Genomic DNA, 22,755 nt, shown 5'->3' with positions numbered 1-22,755 from the left:
CGGAAGCCAGGCGGTGTAGCGGGCGATCAGGGTGCGACACGAAGCCCGTCGAGCGTGCCGGGGAGGGGCGCTACGTGTTACGAGACGTGGCAGGAGACCCCTGGTCTCCCGGCGCAAACGATGGCTATTGATCGCGGCGATCCTGGTCGAGTACCCGTTTCGGTGCGAAATGATACCTAGGGTAACTGCTTAGGGCACCCTCTATTTTGCCCGTGTAGTGAGTCCTGATAGTCACTACACGGGCTCGGGGTCAACCGTTGATGCCCTGGCTGCGCAGGTAGTCGTCGTAGCTGCCGCTGAAGTCGACGATGCCGCTCTCGCTCATGTCGAGAATGCGGGTGGCCAGGGAGGAGACGAATTCCCGGTCGTGGCTGACGAAGATCAGGGTGCCCGGATAGTTCTCCAGCGCCAGGTTCAGCGCCTCGATGGATTCCATGTCCAGGTGGTTGGTGGGTTCGTCCATCACCAGCACATTGGGCTTCTTCAGGATGAGTTTGCCGAACAGCATGCGGCCCTGCTCGCCACCGGAGATCACCTTGACCGACTTCTGGATGTCGTCGCTGGAGAACAGCATCCGGCCCAGGGTGCCACGCACCAGTTGCTCGCCGCCCTGGGTCCACTGGCCCATCCAGTCGAACAGGGTGACGTCGTCGGCGAAGTCCTCGGCGTGATCCTGGGCGAAGTAGCCCACGTCCGCGCTGTCGGTCCACTTCACTTCACCGCTCTGCGGCGCCATCTTGCCCACCAGGGTGCGCAGCAGGGTGGTCTTGCCGATGCCGTTGGGGCCGATGATGGCCACGCGCTCGCCGGCCTCGATCTGCAGGCCCAGGCGCTTGAACAGCGGGGTGCCGTCGAAGCCCTGGGTGACGTTCTCCAGCGTCACCGCCTGGCGGTGCAGCTTCTTGTACTGCTCGAAGCGGATGAAGGGGCTGACGCGGCTGGACGGCTTGACCTCGTCCAGCTGGATCTTGTCGATCTGGCGCGCCCGGCTGGTGGCCTGCTTGGCCTTGGAGGCGTTGGCCGAGAAGCGGCTGACGAACTGCTGTAGTTCGGCGATCTGGGCCTTCTTCTTGGCGTTGTCCGACAGCAGGCGCTCGCGGGCCTGGGTGGCGGCGGTCATGTACTCGTCGTAGTTGCCGGGGAAGAGGCGCAGCTCGCCATAGTCCAGGTCGGCCATGTGGGTGCAGACGCTGTTCAGGAAATGGCGGTCGTGGGAAATGATGATCATGGTGCTGTTGCGCGCGACCAGGATGCCTTCCAACCAACGAATGGTGTTGATGTCCAGGTGGTTGGTGGGTTCGTCGAGCAGCAGCAGTTCCGGGTCGGAGAAGAGTGCCTGGGCCAGCAGCACCCGCAGCTTCCAGCCGGGAGCGACCGCGCTCATGGGACCGAAGTGCTGGTCCTGCGGAATACCCAGGCCGAGCAGCAGCTCGCCAGCGCGGGCTTCGGCGGTATAGCCGTCGAATTCGGCGAACTGCACTTCCAGTTCGGCCACGGCCATGCCGTCGTCTTCGCTCATTTCCGGCAGCGAATAGATGCGGTCGCGCTCGGCCTTGACCTTGGCCAGTTCGGCGTGGCCCATGATAACCGTGTCGATGACCGTGCAATCCTCGTAGGCGAACTGGTCCTGGCGCAGCTTGCCCAGGCGCACGTTGGGTTCCAGCATCACCTGGCCGCCGGTGGGTTCGAGATCGCCCCCGAGGATCTTCATGAAGGTGGACTTGCCGCAACCGTTGGCGCCGATCAGGCCGTAGCGATGGCCGTTGCCGAATTTGACGGACACGTTCTCGAACAGTGGCTTGGCGCCGAACTGCATGGTGATGTTAGCGGTGGAGATCAAAGGGGGTTACCTATCAAGGACGTAAAGCGTTGCCGGAATCGCCGATACCGTTTCGGTACCCACGCCGAGCTTGGCTATCTCGCTCGAGTCTGAACCTGGGTCGGCTCAGCGAGCGTAGGTGGAAAGGAGGATCTGGAAGGTGCTTCCCAGCTGTTGGGCGATGAAGGTGGTGTTCATGCCGGACATTGAGCACATTGTCGCATAGGTGTGACGGCACTTATAAGGCCGCCGGCAGCGGAGGCGCCGGGTTGCCGGCGCCACGCCGAAGAAGGGCCGACAGGCGCTTGGCCTGCCATTCCGGGCTTGCCGAGGACGAAAGGCGGTCGGATCTTTGTTCACTCGGCCCTTCACGAGCTCTTCGGACCGCTGGTGATAGTGGCCATTGAGCGGTACCCGGGCTGACGTTTCCCATGTTGCTCAGACGTCGCCGTTACGGGAGCAGAAAATGTCCGAGCAAACGAAATCCAGGGTGGATGCGGGGGCATCGCGCGAAGAGTTACCACCCACGCTGGCAGCAACCCAGGCAGAAATGCCGAGCGGCGCATTCAGAAGATGGCGAAGCAACGTCAGCGGGGGCTTTCGGAGCGTTCGTTGCTCGCCGACCATACCTTCACCGCCGGACTGTTGAGCTCGATGGGAGGTGCATTCCAGCGGTGAAACGGCGTCGTGGCGTGTGTTTGAAAGACCAGCGGATCCGCAAGTATCCGGTTTGTGACGCCTGCCTGAGGCAAACCTAGGGAATCGGCAGCGGTACCACCTTCCTGACCGCCTCTGTCAACTGGTCCAGGGTCCAAGGTTTGTGCAGGAAAGGGATACCCGCAGGAATGTCGTTTCTCAGATCGGCATAGCCGGACATCAGTACGAAGGGTAGCGAGGGCCAGCGCTCGGTGACGATCCTGGCTAGCTGGATGCCATCGATCACCCCTGGCATTCGCACGTTCGACACCACCAGGTTGACCTGCTGCGAGTGGAGTTCCAGAAACTGCAACGCAGCATCGGCGGTGCCGAAGGTTTCCACCTGGAAGCCTTCCTGCTTGAGGACTTCGCGAACCAGGGCTTGCAACAGCAGCTCGTCTTCGGAGACGACGGCAAGCCGTTCACCGGTGACGTCGGATAGGGTCGGAGAGACCATCGGCATGAGCTCCAGAGGGGCGATGTACCGAGTCTAGTCGTCGCTGGCCAAATACGCTGACTTGTTCATGCCAACGGCGTGACTGGAGCCGGTGCAGAAGGCCGATGCAGGCGGAGGCCGGCGTGCCAGCGGATCTTATCGGACTGATGGTGATAGTGGCCACTGAACACCAGGGGCGGACCAGCCTCACATGCCTGAGGCCATCCTGGTCTCACTGAGAGGTAGCAACATGATAATCGACATGCGCACCTGGGCCCGCGCGGCTTCGCCCAGCGCACGGCCCCAGCCGACAGCTCCGCTGTCCGTATTGCAAAGCTCCATCAATAGCCTTCATCAGGCCAACGAATCGCGGAAGCTGAAGATGAGTCAGGCGGCAGCCCAGGGCGACGAGCCCGATCCGGTGGAACCGCCAGACCTCGCTGAACCGGACGACGAGGACGAAGATGAGGCCAGCCCGGGCGAGATCGATGATCAGGCTGACGTTGGCGATCCGCTCAACCGCTGATGCCGCCAGGGCTCGGACGTGATCCAGGGCGGCCCGGTACGGCCTACCGTCGAACGAGTACGGGTGGCTGTTCGCGGCCTGGGGAGCCCGCTATCAATCGGCGGCTCCGCCGCCTCGGTCCTGTGCTGATGGCAGACCGGTCATCGGCGTGCACCAATCATCCATTTGGGTCCCCCCGTGGATCTGCAGGGGAAAAGATGGCCTTCTTCTTGAGTGGTATCGGCAACCTGCAGGTGCTGCTGGACAACTGCCTGCAACGTGAGCGCGAGTATTTCGTTCAGCCCCATGGGCAACGCCAGTGTGCGGACCCTTTCGTTTTCGTGCGGGCCGCCCTGATCTTTCGCAAACGGCATGACTATCTCGCGGAGCGGGAGATCTGCGCGCGCTGGGATCTCATCCTGCAGGATTTCGAGCGGCAGGCGCCTGGGCAGCTGCCCGATGCCGCTCTTGCACCTGGCAGGCAACTTCGTGATCGCAAGCTGCTGCTTGATCTGCGAATGATGAATCCTGTCTCGCCGAGATATCCGGTAGTCGCTCAGGAAGCCAGGATTTCCAAGTTGAATGAAGGCTGCAGCAGGAAAAGACCTTAGCTACTGGAACGACGTGCGGTCATGGTTTTGTTGAAACGACCGCCCTTCGTTGCCGCCTAATCAACGACGATCTTCGATCAGGAGTTGCAGCATGATGTCTTCATTCCTTGATGGCGCCACCCCGGTAATGTCACCTATATGGTGGCTGGGAGGCGACCAGGCGCCCTTGAATGATTCCGATATGGCCGATGAAGAGGTTGATATCGAGCTTCCCGACAATGTGGTGGAGAACCTGACCGAGCCGGCCAAACCACCTGCCCCTATTCCGGACCCAGGTCCGCTCTAGTCTTTCCCAGGGTACGCTCCCGGTTTATTCTCCCTTCGCGCCTATGCTTGCGAAGCGTGCAAAGCTGTATTTCTCAGGGAACATGTAACAGAAGATGTATTCCGAGTAGGTTGTTGGCCAGCGGCGCCACCGGGGCCGAGGAAGGGCCAGGCGCTGGCGAGTGTTGCACTCTCACAGCCTTCAGGAGCCTACGCATGATTCCTACGCTACCCACAGCACTACGCCGATTGAATATTCCCTTACGCATCCGCATCGACCAGGGGCCGGAGATCGATCTGGGCGCCACGCCACGGGTGACCCTGGTCGTCAAGGATCCCCAGTTCCTGGCCGATCCCCGTCAGCTAAACCTGGATGCCCTGGGCCAGGCCTTCGTGGAGTCACGGATTGATCTGGAAGGGAACATGAGCGATGCCATCGAGATCGGTGATCAGCTGAGCCAGGCGCTGGTCGGGCTCGAGCAGGCGCCGGATGGCCTCCATCAAGCTCATGACAAGGCCACCGACGCCTCGGCCATTGCCTATCATTACGACCTGTCGAACGACTTCTATCGCCTGTGGCTGGACCCCGAGCTGGTGTATTCCTGCGCCTATTTCAAGACCGGGACCGAGGACCTGGCCACTGCCCAGCGCGACAAGCTGGAGCTTCTCTGCCGTAAGCTGCGGCTGCAGCCCGGCGAGCGGTTGCTGGATGTGGGCTGTGGGTGGGGTGGGCTGGCGCGCCATGCTGCTCGTGAGCATGGCGTCGAGGTGCACGGCATCACCCTCTCTCGCGAGCAGCTCGAACTGGGCCGGGCGCGGGTGGCGGCTGAAGGCTTGAGTGATCGTGTGACACTGGAGCTGTTGGACTATCGCGACTTACCCGAAGAGGGTCGCTACGACAAGGTGGTCAGCGTCGGCATGTTCGAGCATGTCGGCTATGCCAATCTGCCCCTGTACTTCCGCAAGCTGTTCGCCGCGGTACGTCCCGGTGGGCTGGTGCTCAACCATGGCATCACCGCGCTGCATGCCGATGAGCGCGCAGTCGGTCATGGCGGCGGGGAGTTCATCGACCGCTACGTCTTTCCCAATGGCGAATTACCCCATCTGTCACGCGCCATCGCCAACATGAGCGACGCGGGACTGGAGGTGGTCGATGTCGAAAGCCTGCGCCTGCATTACGCCCGTACCCTGGATTTCTGGAGTGCCGCCCTGGAGGCGAATCTCGACGAGGCGGCGCGCCTGGTGCCCGCCGAAGCCCTGCGCATCTGGCGGCTGTACCTGTCGGGTTGCGCCTATGCCTTCCGCAAGAACTGGGTGAACATTCATCAGGTGCTCGCTAACCGGCCTCATGTCGACGGCCGGATCGAGCTGCCTTGGTCGCGGGCTGATATCTACGCCTGAGGCTGAGCGACCGCAGCCTCGTTGAGCGCCCGGCGATAGAGCAGGGCGCTCAAGGCGAGGCCGGCCAGCGCCATCAGTCCGGCGAAGAGAAAGATGGCGCTGAAGCCGAAGCCATTGGCGATGGCGCCTGCCAGCGGCCCGGTGATGCCCAGGGCCAGATCCAGGCACAGGGAATAGGCGCCCAGGGCGGCACTGCGGTTGGTGGGCGGCACCTTGACGATGGCTTCCACGCCCAAGGCCGGATAGACCAACGACAGGCCGAAGCCCGCCATGGCCGCGCCGATCAGCGCCATCTGCGGCGTCACCGCCAGCCAGAGCAGCAACAGGCCCAGGGTTTCCACCGTGAAACAGGCGAGCGCCACGCGGAAACCGCCGATCTTGTTGATGGCGCCAGCGAACAGCAGGCGGGCGCAGATGAAGGCCGCGCCGAAGGCGGTCAGGCAGAAGGCGGCATTGGGCCAGCCATTGCTGGCGTAGTAGAGGGTGACGAAGGTCGCGATGGCACCGAAGCCGATGGAGCTCAGCAGCAGACAGAGGCCGAAGGGGCTGATCCGCCAGAATACCTTGTGGAAGGGCAGCCGCTCGCCCGGAATGACCGGCGCCGCCTCCTTGTTCCAGGCCAGGGCCAGGCCGAGAGCGCCGAGCAGGGCGATGGCAGCGCCCAGGCTCCAGAGGCCCAGTCCCGCGACCATGGCAACGCCCAGCGGTGCGCCGATGGCCAGGGCGCCATAGGCGGCAATGCCGTTCCAGGAGATCACCTTGCTGACGTGCTGCATGCCAACGCTGCCCATCCCCCAGCTCAGGCAACCGGTCCCGATCATCGCCTGGGACATGCCCAGGATCACCCGGCCGACGATCAGCAGCCCCAGGCTGGCAGCGGGAAAGCTTTGCAGGGCAGTGGCGAGCAGGGTCAGGACGCCACAGGCGACGCAGCCGAACAGGCCGTAGATCACCCCGCGCTTGGCACCGATGCTATCCGCCAGCTTACCGGCGAGTGGGCGGGTGAAGAGGGTGGCGAGGTACTGGATGCTGATCGCCAGCCCCGCGATCACCGAGCCGTAGCCGAGGTCGTCGTGCACGTAGCCCGGCAGGATCGCCAGCGGCAGGCCGATGGCGAGGAACAGCAGAAAGCTGAAGATGACGATGGAGATGATGCGCAGGGTGACGGCGAACGCGGTGGTGGGCGGAGCGGTCGTGGTCATGGCTGTTCTCGAGATGACTCGTCGAAGCGGCGAAGAAGGCCGACGCTGAGCGCCAGGCCGGCGAGGGCGGCCAGGGCGGCGCAGAAGAAGCTGGCGGCGTAGCCGAAATGAGTGGCCACGGCGCCGATCAGCGGACCGGTCACCGCCAAGGACAGGTCGATGAACACCGAATAGCCACCCAGGGCGGCGCCGCGGTTGGATGCCGGAACACGTTGCACCGCCTCGACCGCCAGTGCCGGGAACACCAGGGAGAAGCCGATGCCGGTGAGGGCGGCGCCGACCAAGGCGGTCGTCACGCTCGGGGCGAGCCAGAGGACGGCCAGGCCCACGGCCTCCACCGCCAGGCTGACTATGGCCACGCGGAAGCCGCCGTGGCGATTGATGGCGTTGGCGAACACCAGCCGCACGCCGATGAAGAAGCAGCCGAATACCGACAGGCAGAGGGCAGCGCCGCTCCAGCCCTGGCTGGCATAGTAGAGGGTGATGAAGGTAGCCAGGGTGCCGAAACCTATGCCTCCCAGGGCCAGGCCGAGCCCGAACGGCAACACCCGGCCGAGCACGGTACTGAAGGGCAGGCGCGTACCGCGTACCGGGACGATGGCGGGCCGCGGTTTGGCGATGCGGTAGCCGAGCAGCGCCAGGGCCATGATGCTGGCGCCCATGATCCAGAGTCCCAGCAGATCCACCAGTACCACGCCCAGAGGCGCGCCGATGGCCAGGGCCCCGTAGCTGGCGACGCCGTTCCAGGAAATCACCTTGGCGGTGTTGGTCGGACCTACCCGGCCGATGGCCCAGGAAATAGCGCCGGTACCCGATAGGCTCTCGGCGCAGCCCAGCACCAGGCGTCCCAGCAGTAGCGCGCCGAGGCTGACCCAGGGCCAGTGCTGCAGCAGCACCGAGGCGAGCATCAGCAGACCGCTGAGACCACAGCCGAGCATGCCGTAGAGCACCGATTGCTTGGCCCCGACGGTATCTATGATGCGTCCGGCATGGGAGCGCGAGAGCAGGGTGGCGACATACTGGCTGCTGATCACCAGGCCGGCGATGATGGAGTTGAAACCCAGCTCGCCGTGCACGTAGCCTGGCAGCACGGCCAGCGGGATGCCGATGGTAAGGTAGGCGATGAAGGTGAACAGCACCGTGCCCAGCGTGATGCGGGTGGCCTGGGCGGACGAAAGCGTGGGGGGTGGGGTAGCGGTGGACATCGGCTTCGGGAGGTTGTCTGACAATGTGGGATAGATCGCTTTCGCCTGGCAAAGGTCACACGCGATGAAGGTTTTTGTCCATGCCAGGGGCAAGGCCAGCAGCCGGCGAGCCGGGGTAGCCGCGTTGTTGACCGCTCTGGCCGGGATGCCTGCCGGGGCCGGCGACCGTCTCCAATTGCGCATCGGCGATCAGATACTGCGGGTCGAGGTCGCTGCCACGCCCGCGCAACGTACGCACGGGCTGATGGGGCGTGCCCCGCTCGGAGCCGACGAGGGCATGTTGTTCGTCTTTCCCGGTGACGACATCCGCTGCCTGTGGATGAGGGATACCCCCAGTGCCCTGGCCGCGGCCTTCATCACGGCCAGCGGCGTCATCCTCAACCTCGCGGAGATGCAGCCGCAGACCGATACCCGCCATTGCTCCCGGGCGCCGGCACGCTATGCCCTGGAAACGGCGACCGGCTGGTTCTCCCAGCGAAGCGTCGCCGCCGGGGCGAAGATCCAGGGATTGGACGCGGTGCCGGCTGCACTCAGGTGAGGGGGCCGCTGTATACCAGGGTGTCGTAGTCGAAGCGAACCCGGCCCTGTTCGGCGTGGGCGTCGAACAACTGGCTCACCTCGGCTCCGAGCGCTGCATGGCCTGGTCTGCCGGGCGCGGGCAGGTAGGAGGATGATTCCACGCGCGCCTGCAAACCCTCTCGATCGAGCCACTGCGCATTGCTCGTCACCCACAGCTGGCAACCCTCGGGGCCAAAGAAGCGTGCCAGTTCCGCCGGGCGCAGATTGCGGTGCTCCACCTGCCGGTAATCGGTGCCGTGGCGCTGCAGCAATTCCTCGTAGCCGGCCATGAAGGGGCTGCTATCGGACAGTCGATAGTTCCAGATCAAGGCGAGGGTGCCCCCCGGTCGCAGAATCCGGGCGAACTCCGGTCGGGTTCGCTGGCGGTCGAACCAATGGAAGGCCTGGCCCACGACGATCAGATCCACGCTCCGCTCGCCCAGGCCGGTGTCTTCCGCCGTGCCGTTCCAGGTATGGAAGCCTGCCCGCCGGGCCAGACTCGCGGCCATGGCCTGGCGCATGGGGGCGTTGGGCTCGATGGCGTGAACGGTGTAGCCCGCCGCCAGGAACTCCCGGGTCAGCAAACCCGTGCCGGCGCCGACGTCCGCCACCACGGCATCCGTTGCAAGATCCGCTGCCAGCCGCTGGATCACGGTCGAGGGATAGCCCGGACGACCTTTCTCGTAGGCGGAGACCCTGTCGCTGAATCGCTCTTCGTTTTTCATAGGCCTTTATAATCAGTTAGTTAATTTTGTTTTATGAAGTGAATTATCGAAATTCATCAGAAATTACTTTAACTGTGTTTCTGCGGCTGGCTTACGCTCGAATGCATGGCTGGCATAGACGCCGGGCGTGAAGAAACCGTCTTCGAAAAGAATGGCGGCAGCGGTACGACGTTGTCGAGAGCAGGCCGGTTGGAGGCGATGGCTGTTGGCACCGACCGCCGACGCGCAGAGTCCTTGGCCAGCACTCTGCGCGTTGGTAGCGGGTAGGCGCGGAGGCGGCTGGATGCTCGACCGCTCGGCTGATGACTGTCGTGGCCATGGCCTGGGAAGCGACCGCCCGCTCTGGATTGCGCTATCAGGCACGCCCCAGGATTCTGGTCTCCGTGGCCTGGTCGAGCGGCTATGGAAGCGCTCGAGCGTCACCGCTATTGGAGCCAGGCCTCGACCCGGCGATTCTTCACCCGACCGTTGGGCGAGAGTCCGGCTACCGGCAGTTGGTCGCCGAGGGAAAGCAGGTCGGCGGCGAAGACCTTCTGGTGGCGCAGGGCCGTGGCCACCGCCAGGGCTCTGAGCCGCGCCAGCAGGGCGGCACGAGCGGGATCTTCGGTGGCATCGTTGAAGCCTGCCAGCACCAGGCGTCGGCTGGCATTTTCCGGTAACCGCATGAAGTCGGCCAGTCGCTCGACATCGCGCAAGGCCTTGTTGTCGAGCTGGGCGCTGCCCGCGGTGAAGCGGAAATTCACCGTGAGGCGCTGGGCCCGCTGGGCCAGGTCGGCATAGGCCTTGGGCATGCCCTGGGTGTTGGTGATCCGTAGCGGCTCGATGCGCTGGGCGACGAAACCACTCTGTTGGACGATGCTCTGGCCGGCGGGCGTCTGGCTGAACTCCAACAGGCCGCGTACCCAGTCGGACCGTTCGTTGGGTGGTGCATAGAGGAACAACCGACGCGCCAGGGGATAATCCTCGGTGGCGATGCTGGCTTCGCTGGGCAGGATGGCGCGTCCCTCGCCATCGCGCAGGGCCAGCATGGGCAGCTTGGCGGCGGCCGCCAGGCTGGTGAAGCCGATACCGGCGGGATCGTGGGTGACCTGCTCCGCTAGTTCTTCGTTTGACTCGTAGCGTTTCGCCTGTGCATTCAATCGCTTACCAGCGGGAGTTAACACCAGCTCACGGAAAGTATCGTAGGTGCCGGAGCGGTCATCCCGGGCGTAGAGATGGATCGGGCCGGGTTGGCCGCCCAACTGCTGCCAATCGCCGATGTCGCCGGCGAAGATCTGCGCCAACTGCTGCAGGTCGAGTTCGCGCAGCGGATTGCCCGGGTGCACGATGATCGCCAGGCCATCCAGGGCGATGACGTACTCGGCCTGCCGGCTACGCAGGTCGCCCAGGGGCGCGAGGGTAGTCACCTCGGCATCGGTGATGGGGCGCGAGGCGGCGGCGACATCGGTGGTCTTGTTGGCCAGGGCCGTGAAACCGGTGCCGGTACCGTGGGCGGCGATCTGCACGGAGACGGAGCTGCCGTCGGGTGCACGGGCCACCAGGCGCCATTCATCCATCACGCCGGTGGGCAGGGTCTGCGGCTGCTGGTAACCGCGCTCCGCGAGCAGGCCGGCCACCAGGCGGGGGCCCAGGCGGGCATTCACGGTGTTGGAACCCTGGAGTCGCAGCAGCGGCGTGTCGCTCTCCGCGGCCAAGGTGGTGTACGGTGCCAGGGGTAGCAGCAATAGCGTCAGCACCGCTCGCCGTAGCAGCGTACGGCGGAATACCGGGGCGGAGCAGTTCATGGGGCGGGCCTCGAACCTACGACGAGGCCGCCACCTTAGGGCCGCTCCGTGACACTAACGTTACAGTCGTTCAGCGCAACTCCAGCCATACCGGAGCGTGGTCGGAAGGCTTCTCCATGCCACGGATGTCGTAGTCGACGCCGGCCGCTGCGATACGCTCGCGCAGGGCGCGGGAGGCGAGGATCGTATCGATGCGCAGCCCGCGCTTGGGCTCGTCCTCGAAGCCGCGGCTGCGATAGGGGAACCAGCTGAAGCGGTCCTCGACCGCGGGATGCAGGTGGCGGTAGCTGTCGACCAGTCCCCAGCCCAGCAGACGTTGCATCCATTCCCGTTCTTCGGGCTGGAAGCTGCAGGCGCCCGTTCTCAGCCAGCGCTTGGCATTGGCGGCGCCGATGCCGATGTCATGGTCCTGGGCGGAGATGTTGAAGTCACCCATCAACAGCAAGGGCGTGTCGGCGGAGAAACGTTCTTCAAGTAGATTCTGAAGATCCGCGTAGAACTTCCTCTTTCCAGGGAACTTTGTCGGATGAGCGATGTTCTCGCCCTGGGGGAAATAGCCGTTCATGACCACCAGCGGCTGGCCCTGGCGATCGGCGAAGACGCCATAGATGAATCTCTTCTGGGATTCCTCGCCATCTCCCGGGAAGCCCTTGTGCAGTTCCAGTGGCGCCAGGCGCGACAGCAGGGCAACGCCGTAATGACCCTTCTGGCCGTGGTAGTGGACGTGGTAGCCGAGCGCCTCGATTTCCGCCTGGGGAAACTGATCATCCGAGACCTTGGTTTCCTGCAGGCCGATCACGTCGGGATCGTAGCGCTCGATGATGGCAGAAAGCTGATGAGGTCTTGCTCTCAAGCCATTGATGTTGAAGCAGATTATCTTCATTTTGGCGGTCCTGGGAAAACAGAGATCCTAGCCTATTCCGCGGCGGTCTGGCGAAGCGGCCTGGCAGCGAACCCTGGACGCATCCGTTTGTCTGACAGCGCAACGCCCGTTAGCATCCCTGTATGAATAGTCCGACAGCTCTACGCCGTGCCTTGATTGGAGTTTGTTGCCTGCACGGGATGGCCTGGGCAGCGCCGGCCGAGGTGAGCGTTCGTGTCCAACCCGCCAACGATCCGCTGCGCGACAATATCCAGGCCTATATTGGCTCCGTCGAGGGACGGGACGCCGCGGCCTTGCAACGCTTGCGTCCCGCCGCGGAGCGGCAGGCCGAGCAGGCGGCGCAGGCACTCGGCTTCTATCACGCGCAGATCGAAACCCGGGTCGATCCGGGTGACACTCCCCGGTTGGTGGTGGAGGTACGGCCCGGCGCGCCGGTCAAGCTGCGCAACGTGGACATTCGCATCGAAGGACCGGCGCGCCAGCTGCGGACCTTCCAGCGCCCGATACCCGCGGGTCTCAAGCCGGGCCAGCCGCTGAACCAGGGGCTGTACGAGGATGCCAAGAGCCTCATCCAGAACCAGGCGCAGCGCTACGGCTTCTTCCGCGGTACCTTCACCCAGCACCAGCTGCGCATCGATCCGGCCACCGGTTTCGCCGATATCGCCCTGGTGTTCGATAGCGGGCCGCGTTTCGTCCTGGGCAAGGTGACCTTCGAGGGGGATGCGCCCTTCGATCCCGATCTGCTCCAGCGCATGGTGCCTTTCGCCCAGGGCACGCCCTACGATTCCGAGCTGATCGCCGACTTCCAGAGCAACCTGCTGGCCAGCGGCTTCTTCGACGGTGCCCGGCTGGACACCTACCCCCGGACCGAGGGGCCTGCGGAAGTCCCGGTGACGGTGACCCTGCGCACCCGCAAGCCGCGCACCTTCGGCTTCGGTCCGGGCTACTCCACCGATGTCGGCCCGCGCCTCCGATTCACCTGGGAGAACCACTGGCTCAACCCGCAGGGGCACAGCCTGGGCGCCGAGGCCGAGCTGTCGGCGCCGCGCCAGAGCGTCGCCACCTGGTACGACATTCCGGGCCAGGACCCGATCAACGACAAGTTCCGCTTCGCCGGTGGCTACCAGTACGAGCAGATCGCCGATGACGATTCTCTCAGCCAGTTGCTCACCGTCGGCCCCGAGTGGCATCGCAAGTTTCCCAACGGCTGGGAGCGGGTGCTGTCGGTGAAGTGGCGCAACGAGAACTATCGCCTGGGCAACGACGACGGTACCTCCAACCTGGTGATGCCGGGGGTGGACTTCTCGCTGCTGCGCAGTGACAACCGCATCGATCCCAATCGTGGCTATCGCCTGCAGTTCGGTGTGTCGGCGGCCAAGGAAGGGCTATTGTCGGACGCCAACATGGTGCATGCCACGGCGCTGGCGCGGGGGCTGATCACCGTGGGCGACGGCCATCGCTTCCTCGGGCGGTTGCAACTGGGTGGTAACCTCACCAACGGCTACAACAAGATTCCGCCGTCGCTGCGCTTCTTCGCCGGCGGCGACCAGAGCGTGCGGGGTTATGACTACCAGACGCTGTCGCCGGAGAACGACGAAGGTGACTACGTCGGTGGCCGCTACCTGATCGCCGGTAGCGTCGAGTACCAGTATCCGCTGCGGGACAAGTGGCGCCTGGCGACCTTCGTCGACCAGGGCAGCGCCTTCAACGATCTCAACAACTATCAACTCAAGACGAGTGTCGGGGTGGGCGTGCGCTGGGTCTCGCCGGTCGGCCCGATCCGCGTCGACCTGGCCCACGGCCTGGACGAACCCGGCGGCATTCGCCTGCATTTTTCCATAGGGCCCGAGCTGTGAAGCCGCTCGCTGGTGTCGTTCTTGGAATCCTGGCGGCCCTCTTGGGCGCGCTGGTCCTGCTGCTGGCGCTCGTGCTGGGCAATGCCGGCATCGGGCGGGCGGTACTGGGCCAGGTCCCTAACCTGACCCTGACCGACTTCCAGGGCCGTCTGGGGAGCCATTGGCAGGCACGACAGCTGGTCTGGCAGGGCGGTGCTACGCGGGTGACGGTGGATGAGCCGCAATTCACCTGGCGCCCACGCTGCCTGCTCCGCCTACAACTGTGCATCGATACCCTGGCCGCCTTGCGGGTGGCCATCGACCAGGCGCCGAGCACCGAGCCGGCGCCTGCGCAAAGCGAGCCGGTCCGCTTGCCTTCGCTGGGCTTGCCCGTTGGTGTGCAGTTGGGCGAGGTGCGCCTGGGGCAGGTGCTCTACAACGGCGCCGAAGAGGCTCGTGACCTGCAACTGCAGGCGCGCTGGCAGGCCGACGGCGTCGCTATCGAGCACCTGGCCGGTGTGGCCCATGGTCTGACGCTGGATACCCAGGGGCACCTGCAACCCCATGGCGACTGGCCCCTGCAGCTGGATGGGACCCTGGGCCTGCCAGCACCGGACCAGGCGGCCTGGTCGCTGGCACTGAAGATCGAGGGTGAACTGCAGAAGACCCTGCGTCTGACGGCCGACAGCAGTGGCTACCTGCCGGGACGATTGTCCGGCAGCGTCCAGCCCCTGGTCGAGAACGCCCCGGCCGATCTGCAACTGGTGGCGAACGGTTTCAAGGCGGCGGCGACCCTGCCCGACACCCTGCGCCTCGACGACCTGAAGCTAACCGCGAGGGGCGATCTCGCCGCCGGCTATGCCTTGATCGGCCAGGCGACGTTGCCGGGCGAGGGCGGGCCGGTAGCGTTGAATCTGGATGGCCGCGTCGATGCCAAGGGCGCACGGATCGCGGCCTTGCGCCTGCAGGCCACGCCCGAGCAGCGGGTGGTGCTGGCCGGGCAACTGGACTGGCAGCAAGGCCTGGCCGCCGATGCCACCCTCGACTGGCGCGACTTCCCCTGGCGGCGCCTCTATCCCATGGCCGAGCCGCCGGTAAGCCTGCAGCGGCTGCAAGGCGAGGTGACCTATCGCGATGGCGGCTACCTGGGCAATCTCAAGGCCACTGCCACCGGTCCGGCCGGGGCTTTCACCCTGGCCACTCCCTTCAGCGGCGACACCACCCAGCTCAACCTGCCGTCCCTGGATCTTCAGGCCGGCCAGGGGCGCGCCCAGGGCAAGGTCAACCTGGGTTTTGTCGATGGCGTCACCTGGCAGGTGGCGCTGGATGTCAGTCGGTTGGACCCTGCCTTCTGGGTTGCCCAGTTGCCTGGCAGCCTGGCCGGTCCGCTGCGTAGCTCCGGTACCTTCAGGGAGGGGCGCCTGCAACTGGATGCCGACCTGGACCTGAAAGGCCGACTGCGCAACCAGCCGGCCGTCCTCACCGCCCAGGCCAAGGGCGCCGGCGAGCAGTGGCAGGTCTCCCAGCTGGATATTCGCCTGGGTGACAACCGGATCCAAGGACAGGGCGCTCTCGATCAGCGCCTGCAGGGTCAGTTGCAACTGGATCTGCGTCGCCTGGCGCAGCTCTGGCCCGATCTCTCCGGTAGCGCCCAGGGGCGACTCGATCTGGCCGGTACCTTCAGGGAGCCCACAGGGCAGTTGCGGCTCGATGGCCGTCAACTCGGCTACGCCGACAACCGGATAGCCAGCCTGGCGGTGTCCGCCATCCTGGGCGAGCGCCAACGCGGCCAACTGGACCTCACCGCCCAAGGCCTGCGGGCGGCCGGTCGCGACTTCGGGGTGCTGCGGTTGCAAGGGCAGGGCGATCGTCGCCAGCAACAGGCGAATCTTTCGCTCCAGGGGCCTCGGTTGACGCTGGCCCTCGCGGCGGCCGGTACCCTGTCCGAGAAGGGTGACTGGAAGGGGCAACTGGCCCGGGGCTCGGTCGCCGCCAGTGGCCAGAACTGGACACTGCAGAGTCCTGCCCGCATCGAGCGCCTGGCCAATGGCCGGCTGGAGCTGGGTCACCATTGCTGGCGATCGGGTGCGGCCAGTCTCTGCGGTGACGATCAACAGCTGCTACCGGATACCCGCCTGGCCTGGCACCTGCGTGCCTTCCCCTTGGCCAGTCTGCAGCCGCTGTTGCCGTCGGAGCTGGCCTGGCAGGGCACCCTCGACGGTGACGTCGATCTGCGCCTGCCCAAGTCCGGGCTCGATGGTGAGGTCCGCTTCCAGGCCGGCCGTGGCAGCCTGAGGCTAAGGGACGCCACTGGCCAGTGGCAGACCTTCAACTACGACAGCCTTGATGTGACCAGCACCCTGAAGCCCCAGCAGGTGGACACCCAGGTGCGCCTGACCAGCGCCGACCTTGGCCGCCTGGACGTCCAGGCCAGCCTGGACCCGCGTGACCCGAACCAGGCGTTGGCCGGACGTTTCCAGTTGCAGGGCCTCAATCTCGCCCTGGGCAAGGCCTTCGTCGACGGCATCGAGCACCTGGAGGGCAAGATCAACGGTTCGGGCGAGCTGGGTGGCACTTTGTTGCAACCCCGCGTCAATGGCCAGATCCAGCTTAGCGGTGGCGACATCGGCGGCGGCAGCGTGCCGACCCGGCTGCAGGATCTGAGTCTGACCGCGCGCATCCAGGGCGACAGCGCCGTTCTCGATGGTGGCTGGCGCAGTGGCACCCAGGGGCGAGGCCAGGTCCAGGGCAGCCTTGGCTGGGCCCAGGGACTGGACGTCAACGTCGCGGTCACCGGCGACAGGCTCCCGGTCAACGTGGAGCCCTATGCCCAGCTGGAAGTGGCGCCCAATCTCAAGATCCTGATGAAGGACGGGCGCCTGGCGCTGGCCGGGGAAGTCAGGGTGCCGCGCGGACACATTCGGGTACAGCAGCTGCCACCCTCTACGGTGAAGGTGTCGGACGATGCCGTCATCGTTGGCCAGGAAGCCCCGGCCAGGCAGCAACCTTTGCAGATCGCCATGGACGTGGACGTGCTGGTCGGTTCCGACAAGCTCACCTTCGATGCCTTCGGCCTGTCCGCCGAGATCGTCGGCAAGGTCCACATCGGCGACAACCTCGACACCCGCGGCGAGCTCAACCTGCGCAACGGCCGCTACAACGCCTACGGTCAGCGCCTGACCATGAGACGGGCCCGGCTGTTCTTCCAGGGCCCCATCGCCCAGCCGTACATCGATGTCGAGGCGGTGCGGGTGGTGCAGGAGCAGAACGTCACCGCCGGGCTGCGCCTGTCCGGTTTCGTCCAGCAACCGCGCATCGAGGTGTTCTCCGAGCCGAGCATGAGCCAGGAACAGGCGCTGGCCTACCTGGTGCTGGGACGGCCGCTCTCCAGCGGCAGCGAAGGCGACAACAACGTGCTCGGCCAGGCCGCCCTGGCGCTGGGCCTGGCGGGTAGCTCCGGCACTGCCGGCGAGCTGGCCCAGCGCCTGGGTATCCAGAACTTCCAGCTCGACACCGCGGGCTCCGGCGACAAGACCAGTGTCGTCGCGTCGGGCAATCTTACCGACCGGTTGTCGCTGCGTTATGGTGTCGGGGTATTCGATTCGGCCAACACGGTGGCGCTGCGTTACCAGCTCACCCGGCGGCTCTATCTGGAGATCGCCAGTGGCCTGGCCAACTCCCTGGATTTCTTCTATCGCCGCGATTTTTGAGTCGGGGACGCGCAAGGCTTTGATCGGCCGCGGAAAACGTGTTTACTCCCTGTCCCCCTCTCATGAGAAAAGGAGCAATTCATGGCAACCGTCAATCTGCGCGGCAATCCGGTCGAAGTGCAGGGCAGCCTGCCGCAGCCCGGCCAACAGGCACCCGCCTTCAGCCTGGTGAATGGCGACCTGCAGGACGTGACCCTGGCCAGCCTGGCCGGCAAGCGCAAGGTGCTCAACATTTTCCCCAGCGTCGATACCCCGACCTGCGCTACCTCGGTACGCAAGTTCAACGCCGAAGTCGACAAGCTGGATAACACCCTGGTGCTCTGCATCTCGGCCGACCTGCCGTTCGCCCAGAAGCGTTTCTGTGGTGCCGAAGGGCTGGAGAAGGTGGTGAACCTCTCCACCCTGCGCGGTGCCGAATTCCTGCGGAACTACGGCGTCGCCCTGGCCAGCGGCCCGCTGCAAGGCCTGGCCGCTCGCGCCGTAGTGGTACTGGACGAGCACGACAAGGTGCTGCACAGCGAACTGGTCCCGGAAATCGGCCAGGAGCCGAACTACGCGGCGGCGCTGGCCGTCCTGGGCTAAGCCATGCCTGCCTGCGGCGCTGCCGAGCCGCAGGCCACGAGAAGCGGGTGGACGTCTTTGTTTCCGCCCGTTTCGCCCTTGGTAAAAACGCGGTAAAGGGGCTGGTGACTGCGGCTCCGGCTGCTTATCTTCCGCCTTCTCCTGCGCGTACGAATTCTTCGATGTCCGACTCTTCTCCCCGCACCTCTTCGCGTCGCCGACTGCCCTGGCTGCTGCTCATCGTCCTGCTGTTGGCCGCTGCCGGCGGGTACTGGTATCACCAGCATGGGCAGAAGGAGGCAGCTGCCACGGACAAGGGCGCGCGGTCGCCCTTCGGTATGACCGGCCCGACACCGGTACGGGTGGTGGCGGTGGAGCAACGCAGCTTCCCCATCGTGCGCAAGTCCATCGGTACGGTCACGGCGCTCAATACCGTGAACGTCCGCACCCGCGTGGCCGGCGAGCTGATGCGGGTGGCTTTCGAAGAAGGCCAGAAGGTCAAGGCCGGCGATTTGCTGGCGACCATAGACCCGCGTCCCTACCAGGTGGCGCTGCAGCAGGCCGAGGGTACCCTGCAACAGAACCAGGCGCAGCTGCGCAATGCCGAATTGGACCTCAAGCGCTACCAGGGGCTGTTCCGCGAAGACAGCATCGCCAAGCAGACCCTGGATACCCAGGAAGCCCTGGTCAACCAGTATCGCGGCACCCTCAAGAACAGCCAGGCGGCGGTGGCCGATGCCAAGCTGAACCTGGCCTTCACCCAGATCAAGGCGCCCATCACCGGCCGCGTGGGTCTGCGCCAACTCGACGGCGGCAACCTGCTGTCCGCCAATGACAGCACCGTGGTGGCCGTGATCACCCAGACCCAGCCGATCTCGGTGGTCTTCACCCTGCCGGAAAGCCAGCTTGGCGAGCTGCTCAAGCGAGCGCGCAGCGGCCAGACGCTACCGGTCGAAGCCTGGGATCGTGGCGGGGTGCGCAAGGTCGCCGAAGGCGCCCTGCAGAGTTTCGACAACCAGATCGACACGACCACCGGCACCCTCAAGTTCCGCGCGCGCTTCGCCAACGGCGACGAGGCGCTGTTCCCCAACCAGTTCGTGACCGTTCGGGTCCGCGAGCAGGTGCTGGACCAGGTGCTGGTGCTGCCGTCTTCCGCCATCCAGTTCGGCTCCAACGGCACCTTCGCCTACGTGGTGGGAGCCGACGACAAGATTCAGGTCCGCACCCTCAAGGTCGGCCCGGATGACGGCAGCCTGACGGTGGTCACCGAAGGCCTGGCCGCTGGCGATCGCGTGGTGACCGAAGGTACCGACCGCCTGCGCGAGGGCACCGAGGTGGAAGTCGTCACCGGAGCCTCGGCGCCGCCCAGCGAACCGGCCAAGCCGGCGGTACGCAAGCCCGGCAAGACCCAGGGCTGACCGGGCGCGATGGATATCTCGCGCCCGTTCATCCTGCGCCCGGTCGCCACCACCCTGTTGATGGTGGCGCTGCTCATCGCCGGCCTGCTGGCCTATCGGCTGTTGCCGGTGGCTGCCTTGCCGCAGGTGGACTATCCCACCATCCGCGTGCTCACCCTCTATCCCGGCGCCAGTCCCGACGTCATGACCAGCGCCGTCACCGCGCCGCTGGAGCGCCAGTTCGGCCAGATGCCCGGGCTGTCGCAGATGGCCTCCACCAGCTCCGGTGGCGCCTCTGTCATCACCCTCAGGTTCAACCTGGAGCTGGACCTGTCGGTCGCCGAGCAGGAAGTCCAGGCGGCGATCAACGCGGCCAACAACCTGCTGCCCAACGACCTGCCGGCCCCGCCGGTGTACAACAAGGTCAATCCGGCCGATACCCCCATCGTTACCCTGGCGATCAGCTCCAGGACACTGCCGTTGCCCACCCTCTACGACCTGGTCGATACCCGCATGGCACAGAAGCTGGCCCAGGTCAGCGGGGTAGGGATGGTCAGCCTGGCCGGCGGCCAGCGTCCGGCCGTGCGCATCCAAGTCGATCCCGACAAGCTCGCGGCCCACAACCTGACCCTGGCCGACGTCCGCAGCCTGGTCACCAGCGAGAACACCAACCAGCCCAAGGGCAGCTTCGACGGCCCTACCCGGGTGGCCACCCTGGACGCCAACGACCAGATACGCGATCCCAAGGCCTACGGCGAGCTGATCCTCAACTATGCCGACAACGGCGCCCTGCGCCTGGGTGACGTCGCTACCATCGCCCAGGGTGCGGAAAACGATCGCCTGGCCGCCTGGGCCAATCGCAGCGGCGCCATCCTGGTCAACGTCCAGCGCCAGCCCGGCGCCAACGTCATCCAGACCGTCGACCGCATCCAGGCGCTGCTGCCCAGCCTGCGGGAAAGCCTGCCGGCCGGTCTCGACATCGCCGTGCTCAGCGACCGCACCGAGACCATCCGCGCCGCGGTCACCGACGTCCAGCACGAGATGCTGTTGGCGGTGGGGCTGGTGGTCATGGTCACCTTCGTCTTCCTGCGTCGCTTCAGCGCGACCCTGATTCCCTCGGTCACGGTGCCGCTGTCGCTGATCGGCACCTTCGGCGCCATGTACCTGGCCGGCTTCTCGCTGAACAACCTGTCGCTGATGGCCCTGACCATCGCCACCGGTTTCGTCGTCGATGACGCCATCGTCATGCTGGAGAACATCTCGCGGCATCTGGAGGAGGGCGCCACCCCGCTGGAAGCCGCCCTCAAGGGCGCCCGGCAGATCGGCTTCACCCTGGTGTCCCTGACCGTATCCCTGATCGCCGTGCTGATCCCGTTGCTGTTCATGCAGGACGTGGTCGGCCGGCTGTTCCGCGAATTCGCCATCACCCTGGCGGTGGCCATCCTCATCTCCCTGGTGATCTCGCTGACACTCACGCCGATGATGTGCGCACGGCTGCTCAAGCAGGAACAGGCGGCCGAGCATCGCCTCCTGTGGCTGGAGCGGCTGATCGCCGGTTATGGCCGGGCATTGCGCTGGGCGCTGCTGCACCGGGCGCTGATGCTGCTGCTGGCGGTAGCGACCTTCGCCCTCACCGCGGTGCTCTACCTGCTGGTGCCCAAGGGCTTCTTCCCCGTCCAGGACACGGGTTCCATCCAGGGCATCACCGAGGCGGCCCAATCCATTTCGTTCCGCGGCATGAGCGAACGGCAGCAGGCGCTGGCCGAGGTGGTGTTGCAGGACCCGGCGGTGGCGAGCCTGTCGTCCTATATCGGCGTCGATGGCGACAACGTCACCCTCAACAGCGGGCGCATGCAGATCAACCTCAAGCCGCAGAGCGAGCGCGACGTCACCGCCCAGGAGGTGATCGACCGCCTGCGGCCCGAGGTCGCCAAGGTGGTGGGCATCACCCTCTACATGCAGCCGGTGCAGGATCTCAGCGTCGAGGATCGCGTCAGTCGGACCCAGTACCAGCTCAGCCTGGATTCGCCCGATGCCAACCTGCTCGACACCTGGGTGCCGCGGCTGATCCAAGCTCTGCAACAGCGCCCGGAACTCACCGACGTCACCAGCGATCTGCAGAACAAGGGCTTGCAGCTGTACCTGACCATCGACCGCGATGCTGCGGCGCGCCTCGGTGTCCAGGTGTCGGCCATCACCGATGCCCTCTACGATGCCCTCGGGCAGCGGCAGATCTCGACCATCTACACCCAGGCCAACCAGTACCGGGTGGTGCTCGCCAGCGCCGCCGCCGACAGCCTGGGCCCGGATGCCCTTAGCCAGGTCTGGGTGAAGGCGGGTAGCAGCTCCAGCTCCAGCGGCAGCAGTGGGACCGGCACCGCGACCACGACGGAAACCACCCCCGATACCGCCCGCGCGCCGGTGCGTCTCTCCAGCCTGGTGAAGATGGAACAGCGGCCGACCCGGCTGGTGATCAACCACCTCAGCCAGTTCCCGGCGGTGACCCTGTCCTTCAACCTGGCCACCGGCGTCTCTCTCGGCGCCGCCGTGGCGGCCATCGACGCGGCCAAGCAGGAGATTGGCCTGCCGCTGGGCATCAATACCCACTACCAGGGCGCGGCGGCGGCCTTCCAGGCCTCGCTGTCCAGTACCCTGCTGCTGATCCTGGCGGCGGTGGTGGTGATGTACATCGTCCTGGGGGTGCTCTACGAGAGCTTCATCCATCCGCTGACCATCCTCTCGACACTGCCCTCGGCGGCCATCGGCGCGCTGCTGGCGCTACTGCTCACCGGCAATGACCTCGGCCTGATCGCGGTGATCGGCATCATCCTGCTGATCGGCATCGTCAAGAAGAACGCCATCATGATGATCGACTTCGCCCTCGACGCCGAACGCCACCAGGGACTGCAACCGGAAGAGGCCATCTACCAGGCGGCGTTGCTGAGATTCCGGCCGATCCTGATGACCACCCTGGCCGCGCTGTTCGGCGCGGTGCCGCTGATGCTGGCCACCGGCGCCGGCGCCGAGTTGCGCCAGCCGCTGGGCCTGGTGATGGTCGGCGGCCTGCTGGTGAGCCAGGTGCTGACGCTGTTCACCACGCCGGTGATCTACCTGGCCTTCGACAGTCTCGGTGAGCGCCTGGGCCGGCGCAGGGCGGCTTGAG

At 65.5% G+C, this 22,755-nt stretch carries 17 protein-coding genes; 10 read left to right on the top strand and 7 right to left on the bottom strand.

What is annotated here, in order from left to right; genetic code table 11:
- Positions 1–250: 250 nt before the first annotated feature.
- Both AR540_RS12840 and AR540_RS12830 read right to left on the bottom strand, forming a co-directional pair.
- Positions 251–1,840, bottom strand: a complete 1,590-nt coding sequence (locus AR540_RS12840; protein WP_059229490.1) for an ABC-F family ATPase — start codon at positions 1,838–1,840, stop codon at positions 251–253.
- A gap of 733 nt (positions 1,841–2,573) precedes the next feature.
- Entirely contained in the window at positions 2,574–2,972 is a 399-nt protein-coding gene (locus tag AR540_RS12830) for a response regulator (RefSeq protein WP_059229489.1), read from the bottom strand.
- 241 nt (positions 2,973–3,213) lie between these two features.
- Between AR540_RS12830 and AR540_RS12825 the strand changes: the two genes are divergently transcribed.
- The 4 genes from AR540_RS12825 to cfaB all read left to right on the top strand — a co-directional run bounded on the left by AR540_RS12825 (position 3,214) and on the right by cfaB (position 5,732).
- Positions 3,214–3,477 (top strand): hypothetical protein, encoded by a 264-nt coding sequence (locus AR540_RS12825; RefSeq protein ID WP_059229487.1) that lies wholly within the window; start codon positions 3,214–3,216, stop codon positions 3,475–3,477.
- 197 nt (positions 3,478–3,674) lie between these two features.
- The gene (locus AR540_RS12820; RefSeq protein ID WP_059229485.1) at positions 3,675–4,067 is read left to right on the top strand and encodes a hypothetical protein; all 393 of its coding nucleotides are present in this window, start codon (positions 3,675–3,677) and stop codon (positions 4,065–4,067) included.
- 91 nt (positions 4,068–4,158) lie between these two features.
- Complete coding sequence (locus tag AR540_RS12815; protein WP_177339211.1) at positions 4,159–4,353, top strand: hypothetical protein; 195 nt, start codon at positions 4,159–4,161, stop codon at positions 4,351–4,353.
- Positions 4,354–4,547: 194 nt separating this feature from the next.
- Entirely contained in the window at positions 4,548–5,732 is a 1,185-nt protein-coding gene (cfaB, locus tag AR540_RS12810; RefSeq protein ID WP_059229483.1) for a C17 cyclopropane fatty acid synthase CfaB, read from the top strand.
- Here the strand turns inward: cfaB and AR540_RS12805 are convergent.
- Entirely contained in the window at positions 5,723–6,934 is a 1,212-nt protein-coding gene (locus AR540_RS12805; protein ID WP_059229481.1) for an MFS transporter, read from the bottom strand. The two genes, cfaB and AR540_RS12805, sit on opposite strands and share 10 nt — an antisense overlap.
- A complete protein-coding gene (locus AR540_RS12800; RefSeq protein WP_059229479.1) occupies positions 6,931–8,139 on the bottom strand; it encodes an MFS transporter in 1,209 nt (402 codons plus the stop codon). Before AR540_RS12800 ends, AR540_RS12805 begins: the two co-directional genes overlap by 4 nt.
- A gap of 64 nt (positions 8,140–8,203) precedes the next feature.
- Here AR540_RS12800 and AR540_RS12795 point away from each other — a divergent pair, with 64 nt between their 5' ends.
- A complete protein-coding gene (locus AR540_RS12795; protein ID WP_059229476.1) occupies positions 8,204–8,677 on the top strand; it encodes a DUF192 domain-containing protein in 474 nt (157 codons plus the stop codon).
- Here AR540_RS12795 and AR540_RS12790 read toward each other — a convergent pair.
- The 3 genes from AR540_RS12790 to xthA form a co-directional block, all read right to left on the bottom strand.
- Entirely contained in the window at positions 8,670–9,422 is a 753-nt protein-coding gene (locus AR540_RS12790) for a class I SAM-dependent methyltransferase (RefSeq protein WP_059229474.1), read from the bottom strand. The genes AR540_RS12795 and AR540_RS12790 overlap by 8 nt on opposite strands.
- 425 nt (positions 9,423–9,847) lie before the next feature.
- The gene (locus tag AR540_RS12785) at positions 9,848–11,206 is read right to left on the bottom strand and encodes a substrate-binding domain-containing protein (RefSeq protein WP_059229472.1); all 1,359 of its coding nucleotides are present in this window, start codon (positions 11,204–11,206) and stop codon (positions 9,848–9,850) included.
- 70 nt (positions 11,207–11,276) lie between these two features.
- On the bottom strand, positions 11,277–12,089 hold the full coding sequence (xthA, locus tag AR540_RS12780) for an exodeoxyribonuclease III (protein ID WP_059229470.1): 813 nt from the start codon (positions 12,087–12,089) through the stop codon (positions 11,277–11,279).
- A 179-nt stretch (positions 12,090–12,268) separates the two neighbouring features.
- Here xthA and AR540_RS12775 point away from each other — a divergent pair, with 179 nt between their 5' ends.
- The 5 genes from AR540_RS12775 to AR540_RS12755 all read left to right on the top strand — a co-directional run bounded on the left by AR540_RS12775 (position 12,269) and on the right by AR540_RS12755 (position 22,754).
- Positions 12,269–13,945 (top strand): autotransporter assembly complex protein TamA, encoded by a 1,677-nt coding sequence (locus AR540_RS12775; protein WP_059229468.1) that lies wholly within the window; start codon positions 12,269–12,271, stop codon positions 13,943–13,945.
- A complete protein-coding gene (locus tag AR540_RS12770) occupies positions 13,942–17,634 on the top strand; it encodes a translocation/assembly module TamB domain-containing protein (RefSeq protein WP_059229465.1) in 3,693 nt (1,230 codons plus the stop codon). Before AR540_RS12775 ends, AR540_RS12770 begins: the two co-directional genes overlap by 4 nt.
- A gap of 81 nt (positions 17,635–17,715) precedes the next feature.
- Positions 17,716–18,216: a thiol peroxidase gene (tpx, locus tag AR540_RS12765; protein WP_059229463.1), complete on the top strand. Its 501-nt coding sequence runs from the start codon at positions 17,716–17,718 to the stop codon at positions 18,214–18,216.
- A 161-nt stretch (positions 18,217–18,377) separates the two neighbouring features.
- Entirely contained in the window at positions 18,378–19,613 is a 1,236-nt protein-coding gene (locus AR540_RS12760; RefSeq protein WP_059229461.1) for an MdtA/MuxA family multidrug efflux RND transporter periplasmic adaptor subunit, read from the top strand.
- 9 nt (positions 19,614–19,622) lie between these two features.
- Positions 19,623–22,754, top strand: a complete 3,132-nt coding sequence (locus AR540_RS12755; RefSeq protein ID WP_059229459.1) for a multidrug efflux RND transporter permease subunit — start codon at positions 19,623–19,625, stop codon at positions 22,752–22,754.
- Position 22,755: the final 1 nt, after the last annotated feature.

Source organism: Pseudomonas sp. EpS/L25, assembly GCF_001512295.1.
Lineage (GTDB): Bacteria > Pseudomonadota > Gammaproteobacteria > Pseudomonadales > Pseudomonadaceae > Chryseomonas.
This window is presented reverse-complemented; position numbering and strand designations above follow the sequence as displayed.

Excerpts from the sequence above, each read along its gene's own strand:
- AR540_RS12830 (WP_059229489.1), bottom strand. The coding sequence starts at position 2,972 with ATGGTCTCTCCGACCCTATCCGACGTCACCGGTGAACGGCTTGCCGTC.
- AR540_RS12825 (WP_059229487.1), top strand. The coding sequence starts at position 3,214 with ATGCGCACCTGGGCCCGCGCGGCTTCGCCCAGCGCACGGCCCCAGCCG.
- AR540_RS12820 (WP_059229485.1), top strand. The coding sequence starts at position 3,675 with ATGGCCTTCTTCTTGAGTGGTATCGGCAACCTGCAGGTGCTGCTGGAC.
- AR540_RS12815 (WP_177339211.1), top strand. The coding sequence starts at position 4,159 with ATGATGTCTTCATTCCTTGATGGCGCCACCCCGGTAATGTCACCTATA.
- cfaB (WP_059229483.1), top strand. The coding sequence starts at position 4,548 with ATGATTCCTACGCTACCCACAGCACTACGCCGATTGAATATTCCCTTA.
- AR540_RS12805 (WP_059229481.1), bottom strand. The coding sequence starts at position 6,934 with ATGACCACGACCGCTCCGCCCACCACCGCGTTCGCCGTCACCCTGCGC.
- AR540_RS12800 (WP_059229479.1), bottom strand. The coding sequence starts at position 8,139 with ATGTCCACCGCTACCCCACCCCCCACGCTTTCGTCCGCCCAGGCCACC.
- AR540_RS12795 (WP_059229476.1), top strand. The coding sequence starts at position 8,204 with ATGAAGGTTTTTGTCCATGCCAGGGGCAAGGCCAGCAGCCGGCGAGCC.
- AR540_RS12790 (WP_059229474.1), bottom strand. The coding sequence starts at position 9,422 with ATGAAAAACGAAGAGCGATTCAGCGACAGGGTCTCCGCCTACGAGAAA.
- AR540_RS12785 (WP_059229472.1), bottom strand. The coding sequence starts at position 11,206 with ATGAACTGCTCCGCCCCGGTATTCCGCCGTACGCTGCTACGGCGAGCG.
- xthA (WP_059229470.1), bottom strand. The coding sequence starts at position 12,089 with ATGAAGATAATCTGCTTCAACATCAATGGCTTGAGAGCAAGACCTCAT.
- AR540_RS12775 (WP_059229468.1), top strand. The coding sequence starts at position 12,269 with ATGGCCTGGGCAGCGCCGGCCGAGGTGAGCGTTCGTGTCCAACCCGCC.
- tpx (WP_059229463.1), top strand. The coding sequence starts at position 17,716 with ATGGCAACCGTCAATCTGCGCGGCAATCCGGTCGAAGTGCAGGGCAGC.
- AR540_RS12760 (WP_059229461.1), top strand. The coding sequence starts at position 18,378 with ATGTCCGACTCTTCTCCCCGCACCTCTTCGCGTCGCCGACTGCCCTGG.
- AR540_RS12755 (WP_059229459.1), top strand. The coding sequence starts at position 19,623 with ATGGATATCTCGCGCCCGTTCATCCTGCGCCCGGTCGCCACCACCCTG.